The organism is Thauera sp., assembly GCF_035444905.1.
Lineage (GTDB): Bacteria > Pseudomonadota > Gammaproteobacteria > Burkholderiales > Rhodocyclaceae > Thauera.
This window is the reverse complement of sequence record NZ_DAOMPS010000005.1, coordinates 51,380-78,213: the sequence shown is the minus strand read 5'-3', so window position 1 is coordinate 78,213 and position 26,834 is coordinate 51,380. Positions and strand designations below refer to the sequence as shown.

General features: G+C 67.5%; 23 protein-coding genes and 2 tRNA genes. 21 read left to right on the top strand and 4 right to left on the bottom strand.

Annotation, left to right across the window (positions count from 1 at the left end; genetic code table 11):
- Positions 1 to 12: 12 nt before the first annotated feature.
- The 19 genes from PLC66_RS03795 (at position 13) to PLC66_RS03705 (ending at position 19,020) form a co-directional block, all read left to right on the top strand.
- A complete protein-coding gene (locus tag PLC66_RS03795; RefSeq protein WP_324537918.1) occupies positions 13 to 1,017 on the top strand; it encodes a TRAP transporter substrate-binding protein in 1,005 nt (334 codons plus the stop codon).
- Between the two features lie 75 nt (positions 1,018 to 1,092).
- On the top strand, positions 1,093 to 1,791 hold the full coding sequence (locus PLC66_RS03790; protein WP_324537917.1) for a TRAP transporter small permease: 699 nt from the start codon (positions 1,093 to 1,095) through the stop codon (positions 1,789 to 1,791).
- Between the two features lie 13 nt (positions 1,792 to 1,804).
- On the top strand, positions 1,805 to 3,091 hold the full coding sequence (locus PLC66_RS03785; protein WP_324537916.1) for a TRAP transporter large permease: 1,287 nt from the start codon (positions 1,805 to 1,807) through the stop codon (positions 3,089 to 3,091).
- 219 nt (positions 3,092 to 3,310) lie between these two features.
- Positions 3,311 to 3,736 (top strand): nucleoside-diphosphate kinase, encoded by a 426-nt coding sequence (gene ndk / locus PLC66_RS03780; RefSeq protein WP_004292046.1) that lies wholly within the window; start codon positions 3,311 to 3,313, stop codon positions 3,734 to 3,736.
- A gap of 129 nt (positions 3,737 to 3,865) precedes the next feature.
- Positions 3,866 to 5,008 (top strand): dual-specificity RNA methyltransferase RlmN, encoded by a 1,143-nt coding sequence (gene rlmN, locus PLC66_RS03775; protein WP_324537915.1) that lies wholly within the window; start codon positions 3,866 to 3,868, stop codon positions 5,006 to 5,008.
- Positions 5,009 to 5,010: 2 nt separating this feature from the next.
- Positions 5,011 to 5,817, top strand: a complete 807-nt coding sequence (pilW, locus tag PLC66_RS03770; RefSeq protein ID WP_324537914.1) for a type IV pilus biogenesis/stability protein PilW — start codon at positions 5,011 to 5,013, stop codon at positions 5,815 to 5,817.
- A gap of 5 nt (positions 5,818 to 5,822) precedes the next feature.
- Positions 5,823 to 6,830 carry a helix-turn-helix domain-containing protein gene (locus PLC66_RS03765; RefSeq protein ID WP_324537913.1) on the top strand — a complete coding sequence of 336 codons (1,008 nt, stop codon included), beginning with the start codon at positions 5,823 to 5,825 and terminating at the stop codon, positions 6,828 to 6,830.
- A gap of 14 nt (positions 6,831 to 6,844) precedes the next feature.
- Complete coding sequence (ispG, locus tag PLC66_RS03760) at positions 6,845 to 8,104, top strand: flavodoxin-dependent (E)-4-hydroxy-3-methylbut-2-enyl-diphosphate synthase (RefSeq protein ID WP_324537912.1); 1,260 nt, start codon at positions 6,845 to 6,847, stop codon at positions 8,102 to 8,104.
- A 59-nt stretch (positions 8,105 to 8,163) separates the two neighbouring features.
- Entirely contained in the window at positions 8,164 to 9,459 is a 1,296-nt protein-coding gene (hisS, locus tag PLC66_RS03755) for a histidine--tRNA ligase (protein WP_324537911.1), read from the top strand.
- Between the two features lie 2 nt (positions 9,460 to 9,461).
- Complete coding sequence (locus PLC66_RS03750) at positions 9,462 to 10,106, top strand: tetratricopeptide repeat protein (protein ID WP_324537910.1); 645 nt, start codon at positions 9,462 to 9,464, stop codon at positions 10,104 to 10,106.
- 3 nt (positions 10,107 to 10,109) lie between these two features.
- Positions 10,110 to 11,252, top strand: coding sequence for an outer membrane protein assembly factor BamB (gene bamB, locus PLC66_RS03745; RefSeq protein WP_324537909.1), 1,143 nt, complete (start codon positions 10,110 to 10,112; stop codon positions 11,250 to 11,252).
- A 13-nt stretch (positions 11,253 to 11,265) separates the two neighbouring features.
- Positions 11,266 to 12,594, top strand: coding sequence for a ribosome biogenesis GTPase Der (gene der / locus PLC66_RS03740; protein ID WP_324537908.1), 1,329 nt, complete (start codon positions 11,266 to 11,268; stop codon positions 12,592 to 12,594).
- 116 nt (positions 12,595 to 12,710) lie between these two features.
- On the top strand, positions 12,711 to 12,947 hold the full coding sequence (gene hfq / locus PLC66_RS03735) for an RNA chaperone Hfq (RefSeq protein WP_002924769.1): 237 nt from the start codon (positions 12,711 to 12,713) through the stop codon (positions 12,945 to 12,947).
- Positions 12,948 to 12,998: 51 nt separating this feature from the next.
- Complete coding sequence (hflX, locus tag PLC66_RS03730) at positions 12,999 to 14,144, top strand: ribosome rescue GTPase HflX (RefSeq protein WP_324537907.1); 1,146 nt, start codon at positions 12,999 to 13,001, stop codon at positions 14,142 to 14,144.
- Between the two features lie 14 nt (positions 14,145 to 14,158).
- Positions 14,159 to 15,466 (top strand): FtsH protease activity modulator HflK, encoded by a 1,308-nt coding sequence (gene hflK / locus PLC66_RS03725; RefSeq protein WP_324537906.1) that lies wholly within the window; start codon positions 14,159 to 14,161, stop codon positions 15,464 to 15,466.
- Entirely contained in the window at positions 15,466 to 16,347 is an 882-nt protein-coding gene (gene hflC, locus PLC66_RS03720) for a protease modulator HflC (protein ID WP_324537905.1), read from the top strand. The genes hflK and hflC overlap by 1 nt, the downstream gene beginning before the upstream one ends.
- A gap of 7 nt (positions 16,348 to 16,354) precedes the next feature.
- Entirely contained in the window at positions 16,355 to 16,540 is a 186-nt protein-coding gene (locus PLC66_RS03715) for a DUF2065 domain-containing protein (protein WP_324537904.1), read from the top strand.
- Between the two features lie 7 nt (positions 16,541 to 16,547).
- On the top strand, positions 16,548 to 17,705 hold the full coding sequence (locus tag PLC66_RS03710) for an ATP phosphoribosyltransferase regulatory subunit (protein ID WP_324537903.1): 1,158 nt from the start codon (positions 16,548 to 16,550) through the stop codon (positions 17,703 to 17,705).
- 4 nt (positions 17,706 to 17,709) lie between these two features.
- The gene (locus PLC66_RS03705; protein WP_324537902.1) at positions 17,710 to 19,020 is read left to right on the top strand and encodes an adenylosuccinate synthase; all 1,311 of its coding nucleotides are present in this window, start codon (positions 17,710 to 17,712) and stop codon (positions 19,018 to 19,020) included.
- Between the two features lie 188 nt (positions 19,021 to 19,208).
- Here PLC66_RS03705 and PLC66_RS03700 read toward each other — a convergent pair.
- Both PLC66_RS03700 and PLC66_RS03695 read right to left on the bottom strand, forming a co-directional pair.
- Positions 19,209 to 19,293: transfer RNA gene (locus PLC66_RS03700), tRNA-Leu, on the bottom strand.
- A gap of 150 nt (positions 19,294 to 19,443) precedes the next feature.
- Positions 19,444 to 19,528, bottom strand: a tRNA-Leu gene (locus tag PLC66_RS03695).
- A gap of 39 nt (positions 19,529 to 19,567) precedes the next feature.
- Here PLC66_RS03695 and rnr point away from each other — a divergent pair.
- Together rnr and rlmB are read left to right on the top strand one after the other, a co-directional pair.
- Positions 19,568 to 22,855: a ribonuclease R gene (gene rnr, locus PLC66_RS03690; protein ID WP_324537901.1), complete on the top strand. Its 3,288-nt coding sequence runs from the start codon at positions 19,568 to 19,570 to the stop codon at positions 22,853 to 22,855.
- A complete protein-coding gene (gene rlmB / locus PLC66_RS03685; RefSeq protein ID WP_324537900.1) occupies positions 22,848 to 23,600 on the top strand; it encodes a 23S rRNA (guanosine(2251)-2'-O)-methyltransferase RlmB in 753 nt (250 codons plus the stop codon). The genes rnr and rlmB overlap by 8 nt, the downstream gene beginning before the upstream one ends.
- Positions 23,601 to 23,607: 7 nt before the next feature.
- Here the strand turns inward: rlmB and nirD are convergent, their stop codons facing one another.
- Positions 23,608 to 23,946, bottom strand: coding sequence for a nitrite reductase small subunit NirD (nirD, locus tag PLC66_RS03680; RefSeq protein WP_324537899.1), 339 nt, complete (start codon positions 23,944 to 23,946; stop codon positions 23,608 to 23,610).
- A gap of 20 nt (positions 23,947 to 23,966) precedes the next feature.
- Positions 23,967 to 26,513 carry a nitrite reductase large subunit NirB gene (gene nirB / locus PLC66_RS03675; protein WP_324537898.1) on the bottom strand — a complete coding sequence of 849 codons (2,547 nt, stop codon included), beginning with the start codon at positions 26,511 to 26,513 and terminating at the stop codon, positions 23,967 to 23,969.
- Between the last annotated feature and the right edge of the window lie 321 nt (positions 26,514 to 26,834).

Here is a 26,834-nt window from a genome sequence, read left to right as displayed (position 1 = left end):
GAGATGCCTTTCATGAAGATTCGTTCACTTCTGCTTGGTCTGGTTGCCGTCGGTCTGTCCGCCACGGCGGTCGCTGCGGACCCGATCGTGATCAAGTTCAGCCACGTCGTCGCCCAGGACACGCCCAAGGGCAAGGCCGCCGAGAAGTTCAAGGAGCTTGCCGAGCAATACACCAATGGTGCGGTCAAGGTCGAGGTCTATGCCAACAGCACCCTGTACAAGGACAAGGAAGAGATGGAAGCGCTCCAGCTCGGCGCCGTCCAGCTGCTCGCCCCGTCGCTCGCGAAGTTCGGCCCGCTCGGCGTGCGCGAGTTCGAGGTCTTCGACCTGCCCTACATCTTCGATGGCTATGACGCCTTGAACAAGATCACCCAGGGGCCGGTCGGCCAGCAGCTGCTCGCCAAGCTCGAGCCCAAGGGCATCAAGGGTCTGGCTTTCTGGGACAACGGTTTCAAGTCCTTCTCGGCCAACACCCCGATCAAGAAGCCCGAGGACCTGCGCGGCAAGAAGATGCGCATCCAGTCGTCGAAGGTGCTGGAAGAGCAGATGCGCGAGGTCAAGTCGCTGCCGCAGGTGATGGCCTTCTCCGAGGTCTATCAGGCGCTGCAGACCGGCGTGGTCGATGGCACCGAGAACCCGCACTCCAACCTCTTCACGCAGAAGATGCATGAAGTGCAGAAGCACATGACGCTGACCGACCACGGTTACCTGGGCTACGCGGTGATCACCAACAAGAAGTTCTGGGATGGCCTGCCGGCCGAGATCCGCACCCAGCTCGACAAGGCCATGGCCGAGTCCACCGTGTATGCCAACCAGATCGCCAAGGAAGAGAACGACAAGGCGCTCGAGGGCGTGCGCGCTGCCGGCAAGACCGAGATCTACGAGCCGAGTGCGGAAGAGAAGGCCGCCTTCAAGAAGGCCTTCGTGCCGGTGCACAAGAAGATGGAGTCGCGCATCGGCAAGGAGCTGATCCAGTCGATCTATCAGGAAACCGGTTTCGACCCGGCCAAGCTGTAATCACCTTCCTTCACACCCAGCAGCGCCCGTCTGGCTCCTCGTGAGCGACGGGCGTTTTTTCGGGGGAGAACAATCATGAACAAGCTTCTCGACCGCCTCGAGGAGATCATCATCAGCGCCCTGATGGCCGTGGCGACGATCGTGATCTTCATCTCGGTGGTGCATCGCTACGCCTCGGGCTATGAGATTCCCGTGGTGCAGGACTGGCTGCTCGACATGAACGTGGGCTGGGCGCAGGAATTCTGCATCATCCTGTTCGTGTGGATGGCCAAGTTCGGCGCCGCCTACGGCGTGCGCACCGGCATCCACGTCGGCGTCGACATCCTGGTCAACAAGCTGTCGGGCACGCCGCGCGCGGTGCTGATCCACATCGGCCTGGTCTGTGGCGTGATCTTCACCGCGCTCATCGGCCTGTTCGGCGCCTTCTTCGTGTGGGAGAACGGCATGGCCTACGAGACCCTGTCGCTGTTCGGGCGCGATACCGGCGACTACTTCGAGGGGCCGACCACGCCCGACCTCGAGTGGCCGACCTGGATCGTCTATTCGGCCGTGCCGCTCGGCTCCTTCCTGATGTGCTACCGCTTCCTGCAGGTGATGGTGAGCTTCGCGCGCAGCGGCGAGTTGCCGACCCACGACCACGGCCATGTCGAAGGCCTGGACGAGGAGGACGACGAGAACGTGCTGCTCGAAGGCGAGGCGATCTCGATCGCCGAGGACATCGAACACGCCCGCGGTGGCCAGCCGGATGCGAAGCGTCCGGGCCAGGGCAAGTGAGGAGGACGAGATCATGACAAATTCGATTGCAATCTTCGGCCTGCTCGTCGTCCTGATGGCGATCGGCATGCCGGTAGGGGTGGCGCTCGGCCTCACGGTGCTGAGCTTCATGTTCATCTTCACCGATGTGCCGCTCGAGTCGGTGGCGCTCAAGATGTTCACCGGCATCGAGAAGTTCGAGATCATGGCGATCCCGTTCTTCATCCTCGCCGGCAACTTCCTGACCCACGGCGGGGTGGCGCGGCGCATGATCAACTTCGCCACCTCCATGGTCGGCCACCTGCGCGGCGGCCTGGGCATGTCGGCGGTGCTGGCCTGCGCCCTGTTTGCGGCGGTGTCGGGCTCCAGCCCGGCGACCGTGGTGGCGATCGGCTCGATCCTGATCCCGGCGATGATCAAGCAGGGCTATCCGGTGCGCTTCGGCGCCGGCGTGGTGGCCTCGGCCGGCGGCCTGGGCATCCTGATCCCGCCCTCGATCGTGATGGTGATGTACGCGGTGACCACCAACACCTCGGTCGGCGCGCTGTTCATGGCCGGCGTCATCCCGGGCATCATGCTCGCCTTCATGCTCGGCGTGACCACCTGGTACGTGGCGCGCAAGAACAACTACCCGACGATGAAGCGGGCCGACTGGGGTGCGCGCCTCAAGTCCTTCCGCAAGGCCTTCTGGGGCCTGATGCTGATCGTGGTGGTGATGGGCGGCATCTACTCGGGCATGTTCACCCCGACCGAAGCGGCGGCGATGAGCGCGGTCTATGCCTTCTTCATCGCAGTGTTCGTGTATAAGGACCTGACCTTCAAGCAGATCCCGCGCGTGCTGCTGGATTCGGCCAACATGAGCGCGATGCTGCTGTTCATCATCGCCAGTGCGGTGCTGTTCTCCTTCATCCTCACCAGCGAGCAGATCCCGCAGCGCATGGCCGATGCGATCGTGGCCAGCGGCATGGGCCCGATCGGCTTCCTGATCGTGGTCAACCTGCTGCTGCTGGTGGCCGGCATGTTGATGGAGCCGTCCTCGATCATCCTGATCCTGGCGCCGATCCTGTTCCCGGTGGCGGTGGCGCTGGGTATCGATCCGATCCACTTCGGCGTGATGATCGTGGTGAACATGGAGATCGGCATGATCACGCCACCGCTCGGCCTGAACCTGTTCGTGGCCAGTGGCGTGACCAAGGCGGGCCTGACCGAGATGAGCAAGTCGGTGCTGCCCTGGCTGTACACGATGCTGGCCTTCCTGATGCTGATCACCTATGTCCCGAGCATCTCCACCTTCCTGCCCAAGGCGCTGGGCATGATGTAAGCGCCGCAGCCCGGCCGCGCATGGCGCGCGGCCGCAGCCTTGCGATGCAATCCCCGTCAGGCGGCGACGCCCGGCGGGGATTGTTTTTTTGGCCTGTCCGCTTGCGCCGGCTTACATTCGCGCGCGCGTCGTACGCATCGGTGCGACGCGAAACCTGTTAAAATTTCGCGCTTTTTTCCTAACCTCGCGCTTCTTTCGAGCGCAGTCCCGGAGTTTTCCATGGCAATCGAACGCACCCTGTCCATCATCAAGCCCGACGCCGTCGCCAAGAACGTGATCGGCCAGATCTACGCCCGCTTCGAAGGCGCAGGCCTGAAGATCATCGCCGCCAAGATGGCTCACCTGTCCGAGCGTGAGGCCGGCGAGTTCTACGCCGTGCACAAGGAGCGTCCCTTCTTCAAGGACCTGGTGTCCTTCATGACCTCCGGCCCGGTGATGATCCAGTGCCTGGAAGGCGAGAACGCCATCGCCAAGAACCGCGAGCTGATGGGCGCCACCGACCCCAAGAAGGCCGACAAGGGCACCATCCGCGCCGACTTCGCCGAGTCGATCGACGCCAACGCGGTGCACGGCTCCGACGCCCCCGAGACCGCTGCCGTGGAAGTGGCCTTCTTCTTCCCCGGCATGAACGTTTACTCGCGCTGAGCGGTCCGTTCCAACGGCCCGTCGCGCATGCGTCGCGGTGCCTTCCGCACCGCGCGCGGCGCGATCGGGCCGTTTGCATTACGGCTGGGCCGCCTGCCGCCCCGGCCTTGAATGAGTGAAGTTTCAGGCATGAGCACTTCCAATCCGGTCAATCTGCTCGATTTCGATGTCGACGGTCTCGTCGCCTGGTTCGCCGGGCTGGGCGAGAAGCCCTTCCGCGCCCGCCAGGTGATGCGCTGGATGCACCGCGAGGGCTGCGACGACTTCGATGCCATGACCGACGTCGCCAAGTCCTTGCGTGCCAGGCTCAAGGACATCGCCGTGGTCCGTGCGCCGGTGCCGGTGCGCGACTCGATCTCGGCCGACGGCACGCGCAAGTGGCTGCTCGACGTGGGCAACGCCAATGCGGTCGAGACCGTGTTCATCCCTGAAACGCACCGCGGCACGCTGTGCGTGTCCTCGCAGGCCGGCTGCGCGCTCGACTGCGCCTTCTGCTCCACCGGCAAGCAGGGCTTCAACCGCAACCTGAGTGCGGCCGAGATCATCGGCCAACTGTGGCTGGCCAACAAACTGCTCGGCGCAGCACGAGTCGAGCCAAATGAGCAAGCCACCGATCTGGAAGCCGGCGAGAAGGACAACGGCCGCATCATCAGCAACGTGGTGATGATGGGCATGGGCGAGCCGCTGGCCAACTTCGACAACGTCGTCACCGCGCTGCGCCTGATGCTCGACGACCACGCCTACGGCCTGTCGCGCCGCCGCGTCACGGTGTCGACCTCGGGCATCGTGCCGGCTATGGACCGCCTGCGCGAGGAATGCCCGGTGGCGCTGGCGGTGTCGCTGCATGCCTCCAACGACGCGTTGCGCGACCGCCTGGTGCCGATCAACCAGAAGTACCCGCTGCGCGAGCTGATGGCCGCCTGCCAGCGCTACCTCGAGCGTGCGCCGCGCGACTTCGTCACCTTCGAGTACGTCATGCTCGACGGGGTGAACGACAGCGACGCGCACGCGCGCGAGTTGGTCGCGCTGGTGCGCGACACCCCGTGCAAGTTCAACCTGATCCCCTTCAACCCCTTCCCGAATTCGGGCTTCCTGCGCTCGCCGGCGGAACGCATCCGCCGTTTTGCCGGTATCCTCATTGACGCCGGCATCGTCACCACGACGCGCAAGACGCGCGGTGACGACGTCGATGCGGCCTGCGGCCAGCTCGCGGGCCAGGTGCAGGACAAGACCCGGCGTACGGTTCGCCTGAAACAGGTCACGGAGGAGTGAGGATGAAGCGTGGTTCGGTCTTACTGGTGACGACCCTGGCGGCAGCCCTGCTGGCAGGGTGCGCGACCACTCCGGGCGGGAGCGCCAGCGTGGCGAGCAGCATCACTCGGCCGATGTCCGACATCACCCCGGCAACACCGGCCGATGCCCGCGCGCGCGTGCATGTCGACCTCGGAATGGCCTATTTCGAGGTGGGCCGTTACGATGTCGCGCTCGACGAGGCGCGGATCGCGCTCAACGACAGCCCCAACTATGCACCGGCCTACCACCTGCTCGGGCTGGCCTACATGCTGATCGAAGAGAACGCCGCCGCGCGCGAGAATTTCGAACGTGCGCTGCATTTCGCTCCGGGCGATCCCGACTTCAACAACAGCTACGGCTGGTTCCTGTGCTCGCAGGGCAGGGAGGCCGAAGGTCTGGAGCGCCTCGCAGTGGCGGCGCGCAACCCGTATTACCGTTACCCGACGCGGCCCCTGACCAATGCCGGGCTGTGCTACCTGCGGATCAATGACGACGCGGCCGCCGAGGCGCAGTTCCTGCGCGCGGTGCAGGCTGATCCGCAGAATGCGCAGGCGCTGTACCAGCTTGCCGACATCGCCTATCGCGGTGGCCGCTTCGAGCAGGCGCGGACCCATCTGATCCGCCTGCATCAGCAACTGGGCCCGAGCCCGGCCTCTGCCTGGCTGGGCCTGCGCACCGAGCGCCGCCTGGGCAATCGTGATGCCGAGGCGAGCTATGCCTCGCAGCTGAGCTCCCGCTTTGCCGAGTCCGACGAGTATCAACTGATGATTCAAGGGAAGTACGAGTGAGCAGCATGCAGTCCGAAAACCTCGCGCCGCCCGCGTCGGCCGACATTTCCTCCTCGCCGGGCAGCCGGCTGCGCCGCGAGCGTGAAGCGCGGGGCCAGTCGGTGCATGAAGTCGCCTTCGCCCTCAAGCTGAGCCCGCGCCAGATCGAGGCCCTCGAGCGCGACGACTTCGCCGCGCTGCCGGGCATGGCCTTCGTGCGCGGCTTCATGCGCAACTACGCGCGCTACCTGGGCCTGGACGCCACACCCCTGCTCGATGGGGTGCAGCGCATGGCCGGAGTCGGGTCGCCCGATCTGTCGCCCATCCGCAACGCCGACGGCGACCTGCCCAGTGGCGGCAGTCCGCGCCGTGGCAGCTTCCCGTCCGGCCTGGTGGTCGTCGTGCTGCTGGTGCTGGTGGCGGCGGGCTGGTACTTCGACTGGTTCCAGACCGAGCCCGGATCGTCGGCCAGCAGCCAGAACGTCGAGCTGGCGCCGAGTTTTGCGCCCGCGCCGATGCAGCCGATTGAGCCACCGTCGCCCTTGTCCGCACCCGTCGTGCCTGCGCCCATCGGCCAGCCTGCGGCACCGGCGGGCGACGCCGGCGTGGCCACTGAGTCCGCCGCCGCCGCGGCTGCGGCCGGGCCAGAGGCGCCCGCTGCGGCAGCCGAAGCGACAGCGGGCACGCCCGCGCCAACGGCAGCTGCCACGGCGGACGAGGGGGGCGCAGTCGCCGCGGCCGAGGCCGCGCCGGCGCCAGCCGCAGCGCCCTCGACCGAGCAGCCAGCCCCGCTGGCGGGCAACCAGCTGAGCTTTCGCTTTGCCGCCGACTCCTGGGTCGAGGTGCGCGATGGCGCCGGCAGCATCCTGCACTCCGGGACCAATCGCGCCGGTAGTTCGCGAACGGTCCAGGGCACGCCGCCTTTTGCGCTGGTGGTCGGCAATGCCGCCAGCGTCACGCTCGAATTCAACGGCCAGCCGGTCGATCTCGCCGCGCACATCCGCGGCTCGGTCGCCCGCCTGACCCTGCGCTGAAAGTACGTAACGCCATGAATCAGGAAAAGAATCAAAGCCCCATCGAAGCCTGCCCGCTGTCGCGCCACCGCACGCGCCAGGTGCATGTGGGCAAGGTCAGGGTCGGTGGCGACGCGCCGGTGGTGGTGCAGTCGATGACCAACACCGACACCGCCGACGTGCTCGGCACCGCGATGCAGGTCGCCGAACTCGCCCGCGCCGGCTCCGAGATCGTGCGCATCACGGTGAACAACGAGGCCGCGGCCGCAGCGGTGCCAAAGATCCGCGACCGCCTGCTCGCCCTCAACCTCGATGTACCCCTGGTGGGCGACTTCCACTACAACGGCCACAAGCTGCTGACCGACTTCCCGGCCTGCGCCGAGGCGCTCGCCAAGTTCCGCATCAACCCGGGCAACGTCGGCGCCGGGGCCAGGCGCGATCCGCAGTTCGCCGCCATCGTCGAGCTCGCCTGCCGCTATGACAAGCCGGTGCGCATCGGCGTCAACTGGGGCAGCCTCGACCCGTCCGTGCTGGCGCGCATCATGGACGAGAACGCCCGCCGCGCCGAGCCGCGCGATGCCGGCGCGGTGATGCGCGAGGCGCTCGTGGTGTCGGCGCTCGAGTCGGCGGCGAAGGCCGAGGAGTATGGCCTCGGCCGCGAACGCATCATCCTCTCGGCGAAGGTGTCGAGCGTGCAGGACCTGATCGCGGTGTATCGCGATCTCGCGCGCCGCAGCGACTACGCGCTGCACCTGGGCCTGACCGAGGCTGGCATGGGCAGCAAGGGTATCGTCGGCTCGACGGCCGCGCTCGCCGTGCTGCTGCAGGAAGGTATCGGCGACACCATCCGCATCTCGCTCACGCCCGAGCCGGGCGGCAGCCGCACGCAGGAAGTGGTGGTCGCGCAGGAGATCCTGCAGACCATGGGCCTGCGTGCCTTCACGCCGATGGTCACCGCCTGCCCCGGTTGCGGTCGCACCACCAGCACCTTCTTCCAGGAGCTCGCCTCCGGCATCCAGGACTATGTGCGGGCGCAGATGCCGGTCTGGCGCGAGCAGTACGACGGCGTCGAGAACATGACGCTGGCGGTGATGGGCTGCGTGGTCAATGGGCCGGGCGAGAGCAAGCACGCCAACATCGGCATCTCGCTGCCCGGCACCGGCGAGACCCCGGCGGCGCCGGTGTTCGTCGATGGCGAGAAGGTCGTGACCCTGCGCGGCGACAACATCGCGGCCGAGTTCAAGGCCATCGTCGACAACTACGTGGCCACCCGATACGTGAAGAAGGCCGGCTGAGCGCCGCGCCCGATGAAGACAACAGCGCAGCGACGCAACAACGCAAAGACCAAGCACTCATGAGCCAGACCCTGCAGGCCGTGCGCGGGATGAACGACATCCTGCCCGACGACGCCGAAACCTGGGAATACTTCGAAGACATCGTGCGCGACTGGCTGCAGAGCTACGGCTACCGCCCGATCCGCATGCCGCTGGTTGAGCCGACGCCGCTGTTCAAGCGCGCCATCGGCGAGGTCACCGACATCGTCGAGAAGGAGATGTACTCCTTCGAGGACGCGCTCAATGGCGAACACCTGACGCTGCGCCCGGAAGGCACGGCGTCCTGCGTGCGTGCCGCGATCCAGCATAACCTGATCCCCGCCGGCGGGCCGCAGCGGCTCTACTACTACGGGCCGATGTTCCGCCACGAGCGCCCGCAGAAGGGGCGCTACCGCCAGTTCCACCAGATCGGCGTCGAGGCCCTCGGCTTTGCCGGCGCGGACACCGACGCCGAGCTGATCCTGATGTGCGCCCGGCTGTGGGAAGACCTCGGGCTGGAAGACGTCGCGCTCGAGATCAACTCCCTCGGCGCCCCCGAGGAACGCGCCCAGCACCGTGCGGCGCTGATCGCCTACCTCGAGCAGCATCAGGACAAGCTCGACGAGGACGGCAAGCGCCGGCTGTACACCAATCCGCTGCGCATCCTCGACACCAAGAACCCCGAGCTGCAGCCGATTGTCGAAGCGGCCCCCAGGCTCGCCGACTATCTCGGCGCGGAGTCGAAGGCGCATTTCGAGGCGGTGCAGCTCTTCCTCAAGGATGCCGGCATCCCGTACCGGATCAACCATCGCCTGGTGCGCGGGCTGGACTACTACAACCGCACCGTGTTCGAGTGGGTCACCACGCGGCTGGGCGCGCAGGGCACGATCTGCGCCGGCGGCCGCTACGACGGCCTGTTCGAGCAGCTCGGCGGCAAGCCGCAGCCGGCGGCCGGTTTTGCGATCGGCATCGAGCGCCTGCTGTTGCTGTGGGAGGAATGCGGCGGCGAGGCCGAGCGCTCGGTGGCCGACGCCTATGTGGTGAGCGTGGGCGAGGCGGCCCAGCGCCTGGCCATGCGCGCGGCCGAGTCGCTGCGCGAGCACGGCTTCGCGGTGCTGATGCACTGTGGCGGCGGCAGCTTCAAGTCGCAGATGAAGAAGGCCGACGCCAGCGAGGCGCCGGTGGCGATCGTGATCGGCGAGGACGAGGCCGCGGCCGGCGAGGTCGGACTCAAGCCGCTGCGCGGCGGCGGCGCGCAGCAGCGCGTCAGTCTCGAGGCCTTGCCTGAGGCGATGGCCGGTCTGCTGTATTCCGAACAATCCGAACAAGAGGCTTGAAGATGGCGGTCTACGATCTCGAAGAGCAGGAACAGATATCCGAACTCAAGGCCTGGTGGGCGCAGTACGGCAACCTCGTTGTCGGCCTCGCGCTGGCTGCAGCCGTGGCTGCGGTCGGCTGGCAGGGCTGGCACTGGTACCAGAACCGCAACGCGGCCGAGGCCGGCGTGCTGTATTACGCCGTCCAGCAGGCCGCCGAGCAGCAGGATGCGCAAAAGGCGCGCGAAGCGGCCGGGCGCCTGATCGGCGAGCATGGCGGCAGCGTCAGCGCCCAGCTCGGCGCGCTGCTGTCAGCGGCGATCCAGTTCGAGGCGGGCGACTTCGTCAATGCCCGCGCGCCGCTCGAGTGGGCCGCCGACAAGGGCAAGGACCCGGCGCTGCGCGATCTCGCGCGTCTGCGCCTGGCGGCCGTGATGCTCCAGCAGGGCGAGCTCGATGCGGCGCTGGCGCGGCTGCAGGCTGCGCCTTCGCGAGCCTACAAGGCCCGTTTCGACGATCTGCGCGGCGACATCCTGGCGGCGCAGGGCAAGGCGGCCGAGGCCCGCGCCGCCTATCAGGCGGCGATCGATGCGCTCGCGGGTGAAGGCGAGGAGGCCGTCACCCTGCGTGAAGTGGTGCGCGTCAAGCTCGAATCCCTTGGAGTCTGATCGATGAAGCTGTCCTCGCTGCGTGTCGTCCCGCTTGTTGCCGCCGTGGTCCTCGCCGCGGGCTGCTCCTCACTCAATCCTTTCTCCAGTTCGGCGCCCAAGCCGGCGCCGCTGGTCGACGTCCAGCCTCGTGCCCAGCTCGCCAGCCAGTGGCGGGCGGACATCGGCGATGCCGGCAGCTACCGCTTTCAGCCGGCAGTGTGGAGTGACAGCGTTTTTGCCGCCGCCCATCGCGGCGACGTGGCGCGCTTCGAGGGCGGCAACGCGGTATGGCGGGTGCAGGCGGACAAGCGCCTGTCGGCCGGCGTCGGCAGCGATGGCCGGCTGGTCGTCGTGGTCGCGACCGATGGCACGGTGATCGCCCTCGATGCGGCCAGCGGCGCCGAACGCTGGCGCACCCCGGTCGGCGCCGAGGTGCTGGCGCAGCCCGCGGTGAGCCTCGAACTGGTCGTCGTTCGTGCCTCGGACAATCGGCTCATCGCCCTCGATGCGCGTGACGGCAGCCGGCGCTGGGTCTACCAGCGCAACAACCCGCCGCTGGCGCTGCGCAGTTTCGCCGGCGTCCTCATCGAGGGGCCGGTGGTGCTCGCCGGCTTCCCCGGCGGCCGCCTGGCCGTCATCAATGCCGCCAACGGCGGTGCGATCACCGAGCTCAACGTCGCGGTGCCGCGTGGTTCCACCGAGCTCGAGCGCGTCGCCGATGTGGCCGGCCCGCCGGTGGTCGGTCGGCGCGAAGTGTGCGCCGTCAGCTACCAGGGGCGCGCCGCCTGCTTCGACACCTCGAACGGGAATGCGCTGTGGGCGCGGGATTTCTCCAGCAGCGTCGGCATGGACCGCGATGCCCGCTTTGCCATGATCACCGACGACCGCGATGCGGTGCATGCGCTCGATGCCTACAGCGGCGCCAGCGTGTGGAAGCAGGACGCCCTGGCCCGTCGCCAGGTGTCGCGACCGCTGATCGTCGGCGACTACGTCATCGTCGGCGACCTCGAGGGCTATGTGCACGCGCTCGAGCGGGAGACCGGCGCCTTTGCCGCCCGCGACCGTTCCGGCAGCCGCCCGATCGCCGCCGATCCGGTCGCCTTCGGCCGCGGCTTCGTCGTGCAGGGCAAGGGCGGCGACATTACTGCGTACGAAGTACGCTGAGGCATTCCAGCAAGTGAAACCCACCATTGTTCTCGTCGGCCGGCCCAATGTCGGCAAGTCGACCCTGTTCAACCGCCTGACCCGCACCCGCGACGCCCTCGTCGCCGATCAGCCGGGCCTGACGCGCGACCGCCATTACGGCATCGGTCGCGTCGGTGAACGTGATTACCTGGTCGTCGACACCGCCGGCTTCGATCCCGTGGCCAAGGACGGCATCATGCACGAGATGGCGCGCCAGGCCGAACAGGCCATCGCCGAGGCCGACGTGCTGCTGTTCCTGGTCGATGGCCGGGCCGGGCGCACGCCCCACGACGAAAACATCGCTGCGCGCCTGCGGCGAGCCGGGCGTCCGGTGCATCTGGTCGTCAACAAGGCCGAAGGCCTCGACCGGGCGATGGTGGCGGCGGACTTCCATGCCCTTGGCCTGGGCGATCCGCTGCCGGTGTCGGCGGCGCACGGCGACGGCGTCAAGCAGCTCATCGACATCGTCCTCGCGCCTTTCCCGCTCGACGAGGAAGCTGCGTCGAGCGAGGACGAGGGGCCCAGGGTCGCGATCGTCGGTCGACCCAACGTCGGCAAGTCCACCCTGGTCAATACCCTGCTGGGCGAGGAGCGCGTGATCGCCTTCGACCTGCCCGGCACCACGCGTGACGCCATCTCCATCCCCTTCGAGCGCGGCGGGCGGCGCTACACGCTGATCGACACCGCCGGCCTGCGGCGCAAGGGCAGGGTATTCGAGGCGGTCGAGAAGTTCTCGGTGATCAAGACCCTGCAGGCCATCCAGGAGGCCAACGTCATCGTGCTGGTGCTCGACGCGGCGCAGGACATCTCCGACCAGGATGCCCACATCGCCGGCTTCGCGCTCGAGGCCGGGCGGGCGCTGGTGGTGGCGATCAACAAGTGGGACGCGGTCGACGACTATCGCCGCGACCGCCTGAAGGCGGACATCGCACGCAAGCTCGCCTTCCTGTCCTTCGCGCGTTTTCACCAGATCTCGGCGCTCAAGGCCGAGGGCATCAACGGCCTGCTGAAGTCGGTCGACGCGGCCTATGCGGCGGCCACCGCCAACCTGGCCACGCCGCGCCTGACGCGTGCGCTGCAGCAGGCGGTGGCCCGCCAGGCGCCGCCGCGCCACGGCATGGCACGGCCAAAGATGCGCTATGCCCACCAGGGGGGCATGAATCCGCCGGTGATCGTGATCCATGGCAATGCCCTGGACGACATACCGGCGTCCTACGTGCGCTACCTGGAGCGCTGTTTTCTCGAGGCCTTCAAGCTGCAGGGCACGCCCTTGCGCATCCAGTTCAGGACCACGCACAATCCGTTCGCGACACGAAGCTGAACAAATTTCCGGTCAAGAACCCGTTTCCACACCTGGATTTGGTTGCATACTGTGATGCCGCAGTGCAGCATAATGTCCACAACATTCTTATAAACACAATATAAAGAGGTTCAGCAATGAGCAACAAAGGGCAACTTCTACAAGACCCCTTCCTCAACACCCTTCGCCGCGAGCACATCCCGGTGTCGATCTACCTGGTCAACGGCATCAAGCTGCAGGGCCAGGTCGAATCCTTCGATCAGTACGTCGTACTGCTCAAGAACACCGTGACGCAGATGGTCTACAAGCACGCGATCTCCACCGTCGTGCCCGCCCGCCCGGTCGTCATCCAGCAGGACGAGGGCAGCAACTGAGGGCCGCGCTGATCCGTCGCGGCCGTCTGTCGGCGGTTGCGGGAGGCCTGCATGTTTGAGCGTCCCGCGTCCGGTGAACGTGCCGTGATCGTCCAGCTCGACCTTGGCCAGGGGGCGATCGACGAGCGCCTGTCCGAGCTCAAGCTGCTTGTCGCCAGCGCGGGTGCCAGCGTCGAGGCGGTGGTGCAGGGCAGGCGTGCCGCGCCTGATTCCAAGCTCTTCGCCGGTAGCGGCAAGGTGCAAGAGATCGCCGAGGCGCTGCGCGCGCATGCGGCCGACATCGTGATCTTCAATCACGCCCTGTCGCCCGGCCAGCAGCGCAACCTCGAGCGCGAGCTGCAGTGCATGGTGATCGATCGCACCGCGCTCATCCTCGACATCTTTGCCCAGCGTGCGCGCAGCCACGAAGGCAAGCTGCAGGTCGAGCTTGCCCAACTCGAGCATCTTGCCACCCGCCTCGTTCGCGGCTGGACCCACCTCGAGCGCCAGAAAGGCGGCATCGGCCTGCGTGGGCCGGGCGAGAAGCAGCTCGAAACCGACCGTCGCCTGCTCGGTAATCGGGTCAAGATGCTCAAGTCGCGTCTCGCCCAGATCGAGAAGCAGCGCAAGGTTCGTCGTCGCGCCAGGGAACGTCGCGACGTTCTGTCGGTCTCTCTGGTCGGTTACACCAATGCGGGCAAGTCGACACTGTTCAACGCGCTGACGAAGGCGGGCGCTTATGCCGCCGACCAGCTCTTCGCCACGCTGGATACCACGTCTCGGCGTCTTTACGTCGGCGGCGCCAATGTGGTGCTGTCGGATACGGTCGGCTTCATTCGCGACCTTCCGCATGCGCTGGTCGCAGCCTTCCAGGCGACACTCGAAGAGACGGCGCAGGCCGATCTGCTGCTGCACGTGGTGGATTCGGCCAGCGAGGATCGTGATGCCCAGATCTCGGCGGTCAACGAGGTGCTGGCCGAGATCGGCGCGGCCGAGGTGCCGCAGATCCTGGTCTGGAACAAGATCGACCTGACCCGGGCCGCACCGGCGGTCGAGCGGGGTGACTGTGATAGAATCAGGCGCATTTTTTTGAGCGCCAGAACGGGTGAAGGTCTCGACCTGCTTCGCGATGCGCTCGCCGAAGTGGCCTCGCAGACCTTTGGTGACAATGCCGACCGGCTAACCGGCGCGGCGGACGAACGGTCAGAACAATCGTGATAACAGGCATCCTCATGTCACTTAATGACCCACGTTGGGGTGGTCAGGGCGGAAGCGATGGCGACCGCAACGACGGCAATCGCAACGATGACAACCGTGGTGATCGCAACCGCGGCAACAACCAGGGCCCGCCCGACCTCGAGGAGGTGTGGCGCGACTTCAATCAGCGCCTGACCGGCATGTTCGGTGGCAAGCGTCCCGGCCGTGGCAGCGATGGCGGTGGCAATGGTGGCGGCGGTGGCGGCGGCGGACCGCAGCTGCCCAATCTCTCCTTCAAGCAGTTCGGTGGCGGCATCGGCGTGCTGCTGGTGCTGGTCGGCCTCGTGTGGCTGGCAAGCGGCTTCTACACCGTCGATGCCAACCAGCGCGGCGTCGTGCTGCGCCTGGGCAAGTTCATCCAGACCACCGATCCTGGCCTGCGCTGGCGTTTGCCCGCACCCTTCGAGTCGCACGAGATCGTCGACCTGACCGGTGTGCGCACGGTCGAAGTCGGCTATCGCGGCTCCGAGCGCAACAAGGTGCTGCGCGAGTCGCTGATGCTCACCGATGACGAGAACATCATCAACATCCAGTTCGCCGTGCAGTACATCCTGAACAGCCCGGAGAACTACGTCTTCAACAACCGCTTCCCGGACGAGTCCGTCGGCCAGGCCGCCGAGACGGCGATGCGCGAGATCGTGGGCAAGAGCCGCATGGACTTCGTGCTGTACGAAGGCCGCGAGGAGATCGCCTCCACGGCGCATGAGTTGATGCAGCGCATCCTCGACCGCTACGAGACCGGCATCCAGATCAGCCGGGTGACGATGCAGAACGCCCAGCCGCCCGAGCAGGTGCAGGCCGCGTTCGACGACGCGGTGAAGGCCGGTCAGGATCGCGAGCGGCAGAAGAACGAGGGTGAGGCCTACGCCAACGACGTCGTCCCGCGTGCCCGCGGCACGGCCTCGCGCCTGGTCGAAGAGGCCAACGCCTACCGCGACCGGGTCATCGCCAACGCGGAGGGTGAGTCGAGTCGCTTCAACCAGGTGTTCGCCGAATACAGCCGCGCGCCGGTCGTGACGCGCGAGCGTCTGTACATCGACACCATGCAGCAGGTGCTGTCCAACACCTCGAAGGTCATGATCGACGCCCAGGGCAACGGCAACCTGATGTTGTTGCCGCTCGACAAGCTGATGCAGTCTGCCGGTGGCAAATCCGCCACGGCCGCCGCGGCGGCGCAGCCGGATTCCCAGTCGGCAGCAGGCCTGGGGGCGAACGCGCCCATGCCCTCACTGGATCCGCGCAATCGTGAGTTGATGAGAAGTCGTGAGCGGGGAGAGCGTTGATGCGTGACAAGATGTCCCTGATTGGCGGCGTGCTGCTGCTCGCCGTCGTGATTGCCTCGATGTCGCTATTCACCGTGGATCAGCGCCAGTATGCAGTCGTGTTCCAGCTGGGTGAGGTCAAGGAGGTCATCTCCGAGCCGGGTCTCAACGTCAAGCTGCCCTTCATCCAGAACGTGCGCTATTTCGACAAGCGCATCCTGACCATGGATACGCCCGAGCCCGAGCGTTTCATCACGTCCGAAAAGAAGAACGTGCTGGTCGATCACTTCGTCAAGTGGCGCATCGTCGATCCGCGTCTGTACTACGAGTCGGTGGCCGGCGACGAGGCGCGTGCGCGCACCCGCCTGACGCAGACGGTCAACGCCGGTCTGCGCGAGGAGTTCGGTCGCCGGACCGTGCATGACGTGGTGTCCGGCGAGCGCGACCGCATCATGGAGCAGATGCGCGAACGCGCCGACCGCGATGCGCGCACCATCGGCGTGCAGATCGTCGATGTGCGCCTGAAGCGGGTCGACCTGCCCAACGAGGTGTCCGAGTCGGTCTATCGCCGCATGGAAGCCGAGCGCAAGCGGGTGGCGAACGAACTGCGTTCGCTGGGTGCCGCCGAAGCCGAACGGATCCGCGCCGACGCCGATCGCCAGCGCGAGGTCATCATTGCCGAAGCTTACCGTTCCGCCCAGGAAACCATGGGTGAGGGCGACGCGCGCGCGACCGCGATCTATGCCGAAGCCTATGGCAAGAGCCCGGAGTTCTACTCCTTCTATCGCAGCCTCGAGGCCTACCGCTCCAGCTTCGCCGGCAAGGACGACGTGATGGTGGTGGATCCGAGCTCCGACTTCTTCCGCTTCATGAAGGATTCCGCCGGCGCGCCGCGCAATTGATTCCTTCATGGGAAGCTCGCTACTGATCGCCTTCGCGCTGATGCTCATCATCGAAGGCCTCCTTCCCTTCATCGCGCCAGCCGCCTGGCGCGATACTTTTTTGCGTCTCGCCAGCATGGCTGACGGTCAGATCCGCTTCATCGGCCTGACCTCCATGCTGGTGGGCGTCATCCTGCTTTTCATCTTGCTCTGACACGCTCATGCGCTGGGTACTGCCCGATCACATCCAGGACGCGCTGCCGTCCGAAGCACACCAGCTCGAGACGCTGCGGCGGCGCCTGCTCGACGCCTTTCGCGGGCGCGGCTACCAGCTGGTGATGCCGCCCCTGCTCGAGTACCTCGACTCGCTCACCACCGGCGCCGGCCAGGACCTGGCCCTGCGGACCTTCAAGCTGGTGGATCAGCTCACCGGACGCACGATGGGCGTGCGCGCCGACATGACGCCGCAGGTCACGCGGATCGACGCGCACCTGCTCAACCGCCGCGGTGTGTCGCGCCTGTGCTACTGCGCCAGCGTCCTGCACGCGCTGCCATCCACCCTCACCGCTACGCGCGAGCCGCTGCAGCTCGGTGCCGAACTCTACGGTCATGCCGGCATCGAGGCCGACCTCGAGATCCTGCGCCTGCTGGCCGAGGTGCTGCGCCTGGCCGAGGTGCCGGCGTCGCGTATCGATATCGGCCACGTCGGTATCTTCCATGCGCTGGCGGCGCGGGCCGGGCTGGTGCCCGGGCGCGAAGAGGAGCTGTTCGACCTGCTGCAGGCCAAGGATGTACCGGAACTGCAGAAGGTGCTCGCCGACGTCGCCGAGCCGGCGCGCAGCGCCCTGCTGGCGCTGCCCGAGCTGTATGGCGGTCCCGAGGTGCTTGACGAAGCGGCGGCACGCCTGCCGCAGGATGGCGAGATCACCGCGCTGCTCGACGAGCTGCGCGGGCTTGCGGCCGCGCTCGCCGATCTGCCGGTGAGCTTCGACCTGTCCGACCTGCGCGGCTACCACTATCACAGCGGCATCGTGTTCGCGGCTTACGGTGCCGACTCGCCCGCCGCGCTCGCCCTCGGCGGGCGTTACGATCGCGTGTCCGAAGCCTTCGGTCGTGCCCGCCCGGCGACCGGCTTCAGTCTCGATCTGCGCGAACTGGTGTGGCGCCTGCCGGCGGCGGCCAGTATGGCCGGTGCCGTGCTCGCGCCGCTGACCGAGGATGCGGCGCTCGTCGAAGAGGTGGCGCGCCTGCGTGCGCACGGCGACATCGTCGTCACCGCGCTGCCCGGACATGATGGAACTTGGAACGAAGCCGGCTGTGACCGGCAACTGGTGAAGCGGGGCGATCGGTGGACGATCGTGCCGTTACAGGGAGATTGAGAATATGGCAAAGAACGTCGTCGTCGTCGGTACCCAGTGGGGTGATGAAGGCAAGGGCAAGATCGTCGACTGGCTGACCGACCACGCGAAGGGCGTCGTGCGCTTCCAGGGTGGCCACAACGCCGGTCACACGCTGGTCATCGGCCAGACCGAATACAAGCTCAACCTCGTGCCCTCGGGCATCGTGCGCGAGGGCGTGGCCTGTTTCATCGGCAACGGCGTGGTGCTCGATGCGCAGCACCTGCTGTCAGAGATCCGCACGCTGGAGGCGGGCGGCATCAAGGTGCGCGACCGCCTGCGCATCAGCCCGGGTTGCCCGCTGATCCTGGGCTACCACAGCGCGCTGGATCGCGCGCGCGAGGCCGCCAAGTCGGCCGACGACAAGATCGGTACGACCGGCAAGGGCATCGGGCCGACCTACGAGGACAAGGTCGCGCGACGCGCGCTGCGCGTGTATGACCTCTTCGACCGCGAGCGCTTCGCCGCCAAGCTCGAGGCCAACCTCGAGTACCACAACTTCGTGCTGACCCGGCACCTGGGCGCCGACCCGGTCGACTTCCAGTCCGTGTTCGACCAGGCCATGGCCGATGCCGAAGAGCTGCTGCCGATGGTGGCGGACGTCTCGGCCGAGCTGTACGCGATCAACAAGTCGGGCGGCTCGCTGCTGTTCGAAGGCGCGCAGGGCACCTTGCTCGACATCGACCACGGCACCTATCCCTTCGTCACCTCCAGCAACTGCGTCGCCGGCCAGGCTGCGGCCGGCTCGGGCGTCGGCCCCAGCCGCCTGCACTACGTGCTGGGCATCACCAAGGCCTACTGCACTCGCGTCGGCGGCGGCCCCTTCCCGACCGAGCTCGACATCGATACCAAGGGCGTGCCGGGCGAGCAGATGTCCACCAAGGGGCGTGAGTTCGGCACCGTCACCGGCCGCAAGCGCCGCTGTGGCTGGCTGGATCTGGCCGCGCTGAAGCGCTCGATCATCATCAATGGTGTCACCGGCCTGTGCATCACCAAGCTCGACGTGCTCGACGGCCTCGAGGAGCTTCAGCTGTGCACCGGCTACATGCTCGACGGCAAGCGCATCGACCTGCTGCCGATGGGCTCGGAGGAGGTCACGCGCTGCGAGCCCATCTACGAGACCATGAAGGGCTGGAGCGGCACCACCTTCGGTGCCCAGAGCTGGGATGCGCTGCCGCAGGAGGCGCGTGCCTACCTGCATCGCATCGAGGAGATCTGCGAGATCCCGATCGACGTCATCTCGACCGGACCCGAGCGCGACGAGACCATCCTGCGTCGTCACCCGTTTGGCGCCTGATCGGGCCTTGTCGGCACAGCGGGGCGCGGCAGGCGTCGTCGAAGATGCGGGAGCGGGACGGGCTGTGAATGTCTGCCGTCAAGGGGACGTTTGCGGCCGGTTCCGCTCCCGCGGTTTTTTTGCCGTACCGCTCGCTCGCCGCCAGGTGAACGAAAAAAGCCGGCTTTCAGCCGGCTTTTCCCTGCAACTGGTGCCCAGAAGAGGACTCGAACCTCCACGCCTCGCAGCGCTAGTACCTGAAACTAGTGCGTCTACCAATTCCGCCATCTGGGCAGGGACGCGCATAATAGCAAACACTTCGCCGGCCGGAAAGGGTCGCCCGCATTTTTTTTGCAGTGCGTCACCGCACAGGCCCGAGCGAGCGTCAGTGCAGGCGGGACTCAAAGCAAAAAAGCCGCTCCGAAGAGCGGCTTTCCGTAAAACTGGTGCCCAGAAGAGGACTCGAACCTCCACGCCTCGCGGCGCTAGTACCTGAAACTAGTGCGTCTACCAATTCCGCCATCTGGGCAGGAAGACGCGCATTATAAGCACGAAAAGAAGATTGTCAATGACTCGTAAAACCAAAAAAACCGAAAAGAATCCGGGCAGCAAGGCCGGCCATCACGGCGGAACGCCCAAGTCCGGCGCCGCCGTACGTACGACCACGGGCGGCGCCCGGCGCCCGGAGGCCGCCGCGTCTTCCCGCCACGATGCCGGCAAGGCCGCCGGCCCGGTCAAGGGGCCGGGCCGCAGCCGCGCCGCGCGCAAGGCCGCCGCGGTGCATGCAAGTGCCATCCGCCTCGCCGACCCCTTCCACGCCCGCGAGACCCTGCAGTACGAGAACCCGCTGCCCAGCCGCGAATACGTGCTGCAGGTGCTGGCCGAGCGCGGTGTGCCCATGCCCTTCGCCGAGCTGGTGGCGGCACTCGACATCGCGCCGCACGAGCTCGACTTTTTCGACCGCCGCCTGCGCGCCATGGAGCGTGACGGCCAGATCATCCGCAACCGCCGCGACGCCTACCTGTTGCCGGCCAAGGCCGACCTCATCAAGGGCCGCGTCGAGGGCCACCCCGACGGCTTCGGCTTCGTGCGCCGCGACGACGGCGAGCCCGACATCTTCCTTGGCCCCAAGGAGATGCGCGAGGTGCTGCACGGCGACCGCGTCATCGTGCGCATCGCCGGCCAGGATCGCCGCGGCCGTCCCGAAGGCAAGCTGGTCGAGGTGCTCGAGCGCGCCAACAGCCGCGTGGTCGGCCGCGTCATCAACGAGCATGGCGTGATGATCGTCGTGCCCGAGAACCGCCGCCTGGCGCAGGACATCCTGGTCGCCCCGGGCGGGCGCAAGAAGCCCGAGCCGGGCCAGATCGTGACCGTCGAGCTGGTCGAGCAGCCCACCAAGTTCGCCCAGCCGATCGGCCGCATCGTCGAGGTGCTCGGCAACTACGCCGACCCCGGCATGGAGATCGAGATCGCGCTGCGCAAGCACGACCTGCCGTACGAGTTCTCGTCCGAGGCCAAGGCGCAGACGCGCAAGCTGCCCGATGTGGTGCGCAAGAAGGACTGGGCCGGCCGCGAGGACCTCACCAGGCTGCCGCTGGTCACCATCGACGGCGAGACCGCCAAGGACTTCGACGACGCGGTGTATTGCGAGCGCCAGGGCAAGGGCTACCGCCTGATCGTCGCCATCGCCGACGTCTCGCACTATGTCGAGGCCGCCAGCGCGCTCGACAAGGACGCCTTCGACCGCGGCAACTCGGTGTACTTCCCGCGCCGCGTCATCCCGATGCTGCCCGAGAAGCTCTCCAACGGCCTGTGCTCGCTCAACCCGCAGGTCGAGCGCCTGGCCATGGTGGCGGACATGAACCTGTCCGCAACCGGGGAGATCAAGAGCTACCGCTTCTACCGCGCGGTGATCTGGTCGCACGCGCGCCTCACCTATACCAAGGTCGCAGCCGCGCTCTACGACAAGGACCCGGCGGTGCGCGCCGAGCTGGCCGAGCTGCTGCCCGACCTCGAAAACCTCGACACCCTGTTCCGCGTGCTGCTCAAGGCGCGTGCCAAGCGTGGCGCGATCGACTTCGAGACCACCGAGACGCGCATGATCTTCGACGATAACGGCAAGATCGCGCAGATCGTGCCCGAGGTGCGCAACGACGCCCACCGCCTCATCGAGGAGTGCATGCTCGCTGCCAACGTGTGTGCATCCGACTTCCTCGCCAGCCGCGAGCATCCGGCCCTGTACCGGGTGCACGACTCGCCCTCCGAGGACAAGCTGGCCAAGCTGCGCGAGTTCCTCAAGGAGTTCGGCCTCGGCCTGGGCGGGGGCGACGAACCGCGCGCGAGCGACTTCGCCAAGCTGCTCGAGCAGGTCAAGGACCGCCCCGACGCCCAGCTGCTGCAGACCGTGATGCTGCGCTCGCTCAAGCAGGCGATGTACAGCCCCGACAACGTCGGCCACTTCGGCCTCGCTTACGAGTCCTACACCCACTTCACCTCGCCGATCCGGCGCTACCCCGACCTGCTGATCCACCGCGGCATCAAGGCCGCGCTCGCCGGCGAGCAATACCGCCCCGGCGACTGGGAGCAGATCGGCCTGCACTGCTCGATGACCGAGCGCCGCGCCGACGAGGCCACCCGCGACGTGGTCGCCTTCCTCAAGTGCTACTTCATGCAGGACCGCGTCGGCGAGGAGTTCACCGGCAGCGTGTCGGCGGTCGTGCCCTTCGGCCTCTTCGTTGCGCTCGACGACATCTTCATCGAGGGCCTGCTGCACATCTCCGATCTGGGCAGCGACTACTTCCACTTCGACGAGATGCGCCATGCGCTGCTGGGCGAGCGCACCGGCAAGCAGTTCCGCCTGTCCGACCGGGTCAGGGTACAGCTCGTGCGGGTCGACATGGCGACCAACAAGATCGACTTCCGCCTCATCGAAGGCCCGTTACCGGCCCAGGTGAAGACGCTTGTCACGCCCGCCGAACCCGTGGCTGCAGCCGCCATCCCCGAAGCCGGCAAGAAGGCGCGCAAGCCGCGCGCGAAGAAGGGTGAGGCAGAGCCGGTGGTCGAAGCTGCGCCCGCGCCGGCAGCCCCCTTGCCGGTCGCTGCCCCCGAGGCCGCCGCACCCAAGGTCCGCGGTCGGCGTGCGAAGAAACCCGCCGAGCAGATCGCCGAGGCAGCGCCTGCGCCGGTCATGGATGGTCTCGCGGCCGTCCAGGAGCCCGTCGCGTCCAGGACCCGCAACAAGCGTGCGAAAAAGGCCGCAGCTGAACCCGTCGGTGAGGTCATGGCCGCGCCGCCCGTCGAGGCGCCGCCCGCTGCCGCCGAGCCGGCCGCGCCCAGGTCGCGCACCACGCGTGCGAAGAAGCCGGCCCCCACGCCGGTGGTCGAGGCCAGCGCCGTGCCGGCGCTGACCGAGACCAAGCCTCGCAAGGCACGCGCCAGGAAGACCGCAGTCGAGCCCTTGCCTGAAACGCAGCCTCAGGCGGTGGTCGATGCCCCGCTTGCCGTGCCCGAGACCGCCGAGCCCAAGCCACGCAGCACGCGTGCGAAGAAGGCTGCCGTCATGCCGGCTGTCGAGGTGGCCGCTGCGGAGCCGGGTGCCGCCGCGCCCAGAGCGCGCAAGGCAGGTGCGAAGAAGGCCGCAGCCGAAGTGCTCGCCATGCCCGAGCCGGTGGTCGAGGCGCCTCCCGCCGCGCCGGAAGCCGCCGAGCCCAAGCCGCGCCGGACGCGAGCGAAGAAGGCCGTCGCCGAGCCGGCCCCCGCTGCGCCGGCCGAAGCGCTAGAATCCGCGCCCCCGACTGCGGCCCCGGCGCGACGCGCCCGCCGCAAGACCACCACCAAGGGCACCGACCGTGGCTAAAGCACCCGACACCACCCCGACCAAGCTGATCTACGGCTTCCACGCCGTCTCCGCCAAGCTGCGCCACGCGCCCGATGCGGTGCTCGAGGTCTATCTGTCGGCCGACCGCAAGGACGCGCGCGTGCGCAAATTCCTTGCCCAGGCCGAGGCCGCCGGCGTGCGCATCAGCCAGGCCGAGGGCGACAAGCTCGACGGCCTGGTCGGCACCCGTCGCCACCAGGGTGTGGTGGCCAAGGTCGACGCCACCCGGCGCGAGCTCAAGCTCGCCGATGTGCTCGACAGCCTGGACGAGAAGGCCCTCATCCTGGTGCTCGACGGCGTGCAGGACCCGCACAACCTCGGCGCCTGCCTGCGCGTGGCCGACGCCGCCGGTGCGCACGCGGTGGTCGCGCCCAAGGACCGCGCGGTGGGGCTGAACGCCACCGCGATCAAGGTCGCCAGCGGCGCGGCCGATACCGTGCCCTACATCACCGTCACCAACCTCGCGCGCGCGCTGCGCGAGATGCAGGAGGCCGGCGTGTGGGTGGTCGGCGCCGCCGGCGAGGCCGACAAGACGCTCTACGAGATCGACCAGAAGGTGCCCGTCGCCTGGGTGCTCGGTGCCGAAGGCGACGGCCTGCGCCGGCTCACCCGCGACACCTGCGACGAGCTCGCCCGCATCCCGATGCACGGCAGCGTCGAGAGCCTCAACGTCTCGGTGGCGAGCGGCATCTGCCTGTTCGAGGCGCGCCGCCAGCGCGGCTGAGGCGGCGTCAGGCCAGCGCGACCCACACCTCGTCGCCGCGCAGCCTGGCCCGGTGCGCGCGCACCGAATGCTCGGGCGCCTCCAGGCAGGCCCCGGTGCGCAGGTCGAAGTGGTTCTTGTAAAGCGGCGAGGCGACGACCAGATGCTCGCCGAGGTTGCCGACCAGGCCACGCGACAGCACGCTGGCGCCCGAGCGCGGGTCGATGTTGTCGATGGCATGGACGCCGCTGTCGCCGATGCGGAACACGGCGACGTGGCGGTCCTCGATCAGCGCACACACGCCGGTGCCGGGCAGGATGTCGCCGAGCTTGCACACGGCGGTCCATTTCAGTTCTTCGCTGCTCATGGGGGCGGTCCTCGCGGGGCTCATGCTTCCACCTCGGCGTTTTCGACGATCGGGCGTTCCTCGGCGCGTGCCGGGCGGATCTGTCCGCGCTCCTCGACGAAGACGATGCGCTGGTCGGCGCGCGGGTCGTTGATGAAGGTGCGGAAGCGCTTGCGCACTTCGGGGTCGGTGATCGCGGTCTTCCATTCGCACTGGTAGGTGTCGACCACGTGCTGCATCTGCTGCTCGAGCTCGCTGCAGATGCCCAGCGAATCGTCGATCAGCACGGCCTTCAGGTAGTCGAGGCCGCCTTCCAGGTTGTCGCGCCAGGTGCTGGTGCGCTGCAGGCGGTCGGCGGTGCGCACGTAGAACATCAGGAAGCGGTCGATCAGGCGCACCAGGCCGGCCTTGTCAAGGTCGGCGGCGATCAGCTCGGCGTGGCGCGGCTTCATGCCGCCGTTCCCGCACACGTAGAGGTTCCAGCCGCGCTCGGTCGCAATGATGCCGATGTCCTTGCCCTGGGCCTCGGCGCATTCGCGCGTGCAGCCCGAGACGCCGAACTTGATCTTGTGCGGCGCACGCAGGCCCTTGTAGCGGTTCTCGAGTTCGATCGCCAGCCCCACAGAGTCATCCACGCCATAGCGGCACCAGGTGCTGCCGACGCAGCTCTTGACCGTGCGCAGCGCCTTGCCGTAGGCATGGCCCGACTCGAAGCCGGCGGCGATCAGCTCTTCCCAGATCGCTGGCAGTTGCTCGACGCGGGCGCCGAACAGGTCCACCCGCTGGCCGCCGGTGATCTTGGTGTACAGGCCGTACTTCTTCGCCACCTGGCCGACCGCGATCAGGCCCTCGGGCGTGACCTCGCCGCCGGGCATGCGCGGTACCACCGAATAAGTGCCGTCCTTCTGGATGTTCCCGAGGAAGTAGTCGTTGCTGTCCTGCAGGCTGGCAAGCTCGCCCTTGAGCACGAAATCGTTCCAGCACGAGGCGAAGATCGACGCTGCGGTCGGCTTGCAGATGTCGCAGCCCAGGCCCTGGCCGTGGCGCGCGAGCAGGTCCTCGAAGCTCCTGATCTCGCCGACGCGGATCAGGTGGTAGAGCTCCTGGCGCGAGTACGGGAAGTGCTCGCACAGGTGGCGGGTGACCGTCATGCCGAGGCGGGCCAGCTCGGCGTTCATGACCTGCGTCACCAGCGGCACGCAGCCGCCACAGGTGGCGCCGGCCTTGGTGCAGGCCTTGAGCGCGCCGATGGTGGTGGCGCCATCGCCGACCGCGGCGCAGATCTGGCCCTTGCTGACGTTGTTGCACGAGCAGATCTGCGCGGAGTCGGGCAGGGCGTCGGCACCGAGGCCTGGCCTGGTCTTGCCGTCGCTTGCGGGCAGGATCAGGAACTCGGGGTCGGCCGGCAGCGCGAGGCCGTTGAGCGCCATCTGCAGCAGCGTGCCGTACTCGTCGGCATTGCCGACCAGCACCGCGCCGAGCAGGCGCTTGCCGTCGGCGCTGACGACGATCTTCTTGTAGATCTGCTTGCACTCGTCGGCGTAGCGGAAGCTGCGGCAGCCCGGCGTCCTGCCGTGAGCGTCACCGATGCTGGCCACATCCACGCCCATCAGCTTGAGCTTGGTGCTCATGTCGGCGCCGCCAAAGGCGGCCTGGGCGTCACCGGCCAGCTGGCGGGCGGCGATGCGCGCCATCTCGTAGCCGGGGGCCACCAGGCCGAAGGTCTGGTCGCGCCAGGCCGCGCACTCGCCGATCGCGAGGATGGCCGGATCGCTGGTGCGGCAGTGGTCGTCGACCGCGATGCCGCCGCGGGCGCCGACCGCCAGCGCGTTCTGGCGCGCCAGCTCGTCGCGCGGACGGATGCCGGCGGAGAACACGATCATGTCGGTTTCCAGATGGGTGCCGTCGGCGAACACCATGCGGTGGCGGGCGCTGCGGCCATCGGTGATCTCGACCGTGTTGCGCTCGGTGTGCACCTGCACGCCCAGGGCCTCGATCTTGCTGCGCAGGATGCGGCCGCCTTCGTCGTCCACCTGCACCGCCATCAGGCGCGGGGCGAATTCAACGACATGGGTCTCGAGGCCGAGGTCGCGCAGCGCCTTGGCGCACTCCAGGCCGAGCAGGCCGCCGCCCACCACGACGCCCTTGCGCGAGATCGCGCCGGCCGCCTTCATCGCCTCGAGGTCCTCGATGGTGCGATAGACGAAGCAGTGTTCGCGCTCGCTGCCCTTGACCGGCGGCACGAAGGGATAGGAGCCGGTGGCCAGCACCAGCTTGTCGTAGGGCAGGGTGACGCCGTCCTGCGTCGTCACCGTGCGCGCACGGCGGTCGATCGCCGCCGCGCGGCTGCCGAGCCGGAGCGTGAAGCCCGCGTCGTCGAAGAAGCCGGGCGCGACCAGCGAGAGGTCTTCCGCCGTCTTGCCGGCGAAGAATTCGGACAGGTGCACACGGTCGTAGGCCACCCGCGGCTCCTCGCACAGGACGGTGACGTCCGCAGCGGGGATCTGCAGCTGCCGGAGCTCCTCGAGGAACTTGTGGCCGACCATGCCATGGCCAACGAGAACGATCTTCATGCTGGTATCACTCATTCGGCCCTGCGTACGGCCTGGTGACACCTGGGCACGGGGCGTGCCCGGCTCAAGCATGACGGCCCCCGCAGGACGCGGTTCGACATCGGATGGAATTGGCCGGCGGTACGCGCATCGCGACCCACCGGCCCCCACCGGCGTTGGCGGAGGCTGCCCTGCGTCGCGTCGTCGCTGGCGCAGGCACAGCAAATAAAGCAGGGACCGTGCCAATGTGAAGATGCCCGGGATCAGGCCGTTTTTACCCTGGTGGCAGGCGGGCGGGGGCGAATGATGCACCGCAACGGTGCCGCTGCTCACCAGCGTGGTGCGGATGCAGCCCGC

What these genes read in the sequence shown, in the direction of transcription:
- PLC66_RS03705 (WP_324537902.1), top strand. Translation starts at nt 17,710, where the DNA reads ATGGCAAAGAACGTCGTCGTCGTCGGTACCCAGTGGGGTGATGAAGGC.
- PLC66_RS03795 (WP_324537918.1), top strand. Translation starts at nt 13, where the DNA reads ATGAAGATTCGTTCACTTCTGCTTGGTCTGGTTGCCGTCGGTCTGTCC.
- hflX (WP_324537907.1), top strand. Translation starts at nt 12,999, where the DNA reads ATGTTTGAGCGTCCCGCGTCCGGTGAACGTGCCGTGATCGTCCAGCTC.
- hisS (WP_324537911.1), top strand. Translation starts at nt 8,164, where the DNA reads ATGAGCCAGACCCTGCAGGCCGTGCGCGGGATGAACGACATCCTGCCC.
- PLC66_RS03710 (WP_324537903.1), top strand. Translation starts at nt 16,548, where the DNA reads ATGCGCTGGGTACTGCCCGATCACATCCAGGACGCGCTGCCGTCCGAA.
- bamB (WP_324537909.1), top strand. Translation starts at nt 10,110, where the DNA reads ATGAAGCTGTCCTCGCTGCGTGTCGTCCCGCTTGTTGCCGCCGTGGTC.
- rlmN (WP_324537915.1), top strand. Translation starts at nt 3,866, where the DNA reads ATGAGCACTTCCAATCCGGTCAATCTGCTCGATTTCGATGTCGACGGT.
- PLC66_RS03765 (WP_324537913.1), top strand. Translation starts at nt 5,823, where the DNA reads ATGCAGTCCGAAAACCTCGCGCCGCCCGCGTCGGCCGACATTTCCTCC.
- PLC66_RS03790 (WP_324537917.1), top strand. Translation starts at nt 1,093, where the DNA reads ATGAACAAGCTTCTCGACCGCCTCGAGGAGATCATCATCAGCGCCCTG.
- nirB (WP_324537898.1), bottom strand. Translation starts at nt 26,513, where the DNA reads ATGAGTGATACCAGCATGAAGATCGTTCTCGTTGGCCATGGCATGGTC.
- nirD (WP_324537899.1), bottom strand. Translation starts at nt 23,946, where the DNA reads ATGAGCAGCGAAGAACTGAAATGGACCGCCGTGTGCAAGCTCGGCGAC.
- hflK (WP_324537906.1), top strand. Translation starts at nt 14,159, where the DNA reads ATGTCACTTAATGACCCACGTTGGGGTGGTCAGGGCGGAAGCGATGGC.
- PLC66_RS03785 (WP_324537916.1), top strand. Translation starts at nt 1,805, where the DNA reads ATGACAAATTCGATTGCAATCTTCGGCCTGCTCGTCGTCCTGATGGCG.
- pilW (WP_324537914.1), top strand. Translation starts at nt 5,011, where the DNA reads ATGAAGCGTGGTTCGGTCTTACTGGTGACGACCCTGGCGGCAGCCCTG.
- ispG (WP_324537912.1), top strand. Translation starts at nt 6,845, where the DNA reads ATGAATCAGGAAAAGAATCAAAGCCCCATCGAAGCCTGCCCGCTGTCG.
- rnr (WP_324537901.1), top strand. Translation starts at nt 19,568, where the DNA reads ATGACTCGTAAAACCAAAAAAACCGAAAAGAATCCGGGCAGCAAGGCC.
- hfq (WP_002924769.1), top strand. Translation starts at nt 12,711, where the DNA reads ATGAGCAACAAAGGGCAACTTCTACAAGACCCCTTCCTCAACACCCTT.
- PLC66_RS03715 (WP_324537904.1), top strand. Translation starts at nt 16,355, where the DNA reads ATGGGAAGCTCGCTACTGATCGCCTTCGCGCTGATGCTCATCATCGAA.
- PLC66_RS03750 (WP_324537910.1), top strand. Translation starts at nt 9,462, where the DNA reads ATGGCGGTCTACGATCTCGAAGAGCAGGAACAGATATCCGAACTCAAG.
- hflC (WP_324537905.1), top strand. Translation starts at nt 15,466, where the DNA reads ATGCGTGACAAGATGTCCCTGATTGGCGGCGTGCTGCTGCTCGCCGTC.
- ndk (WP_004292046.1), top strand. Translation starts at nt 3,311, where the DNA reads ATGGCAATCGAACGCACCCTGTCCATCATCAAGCCCGACGCCGTCGCC.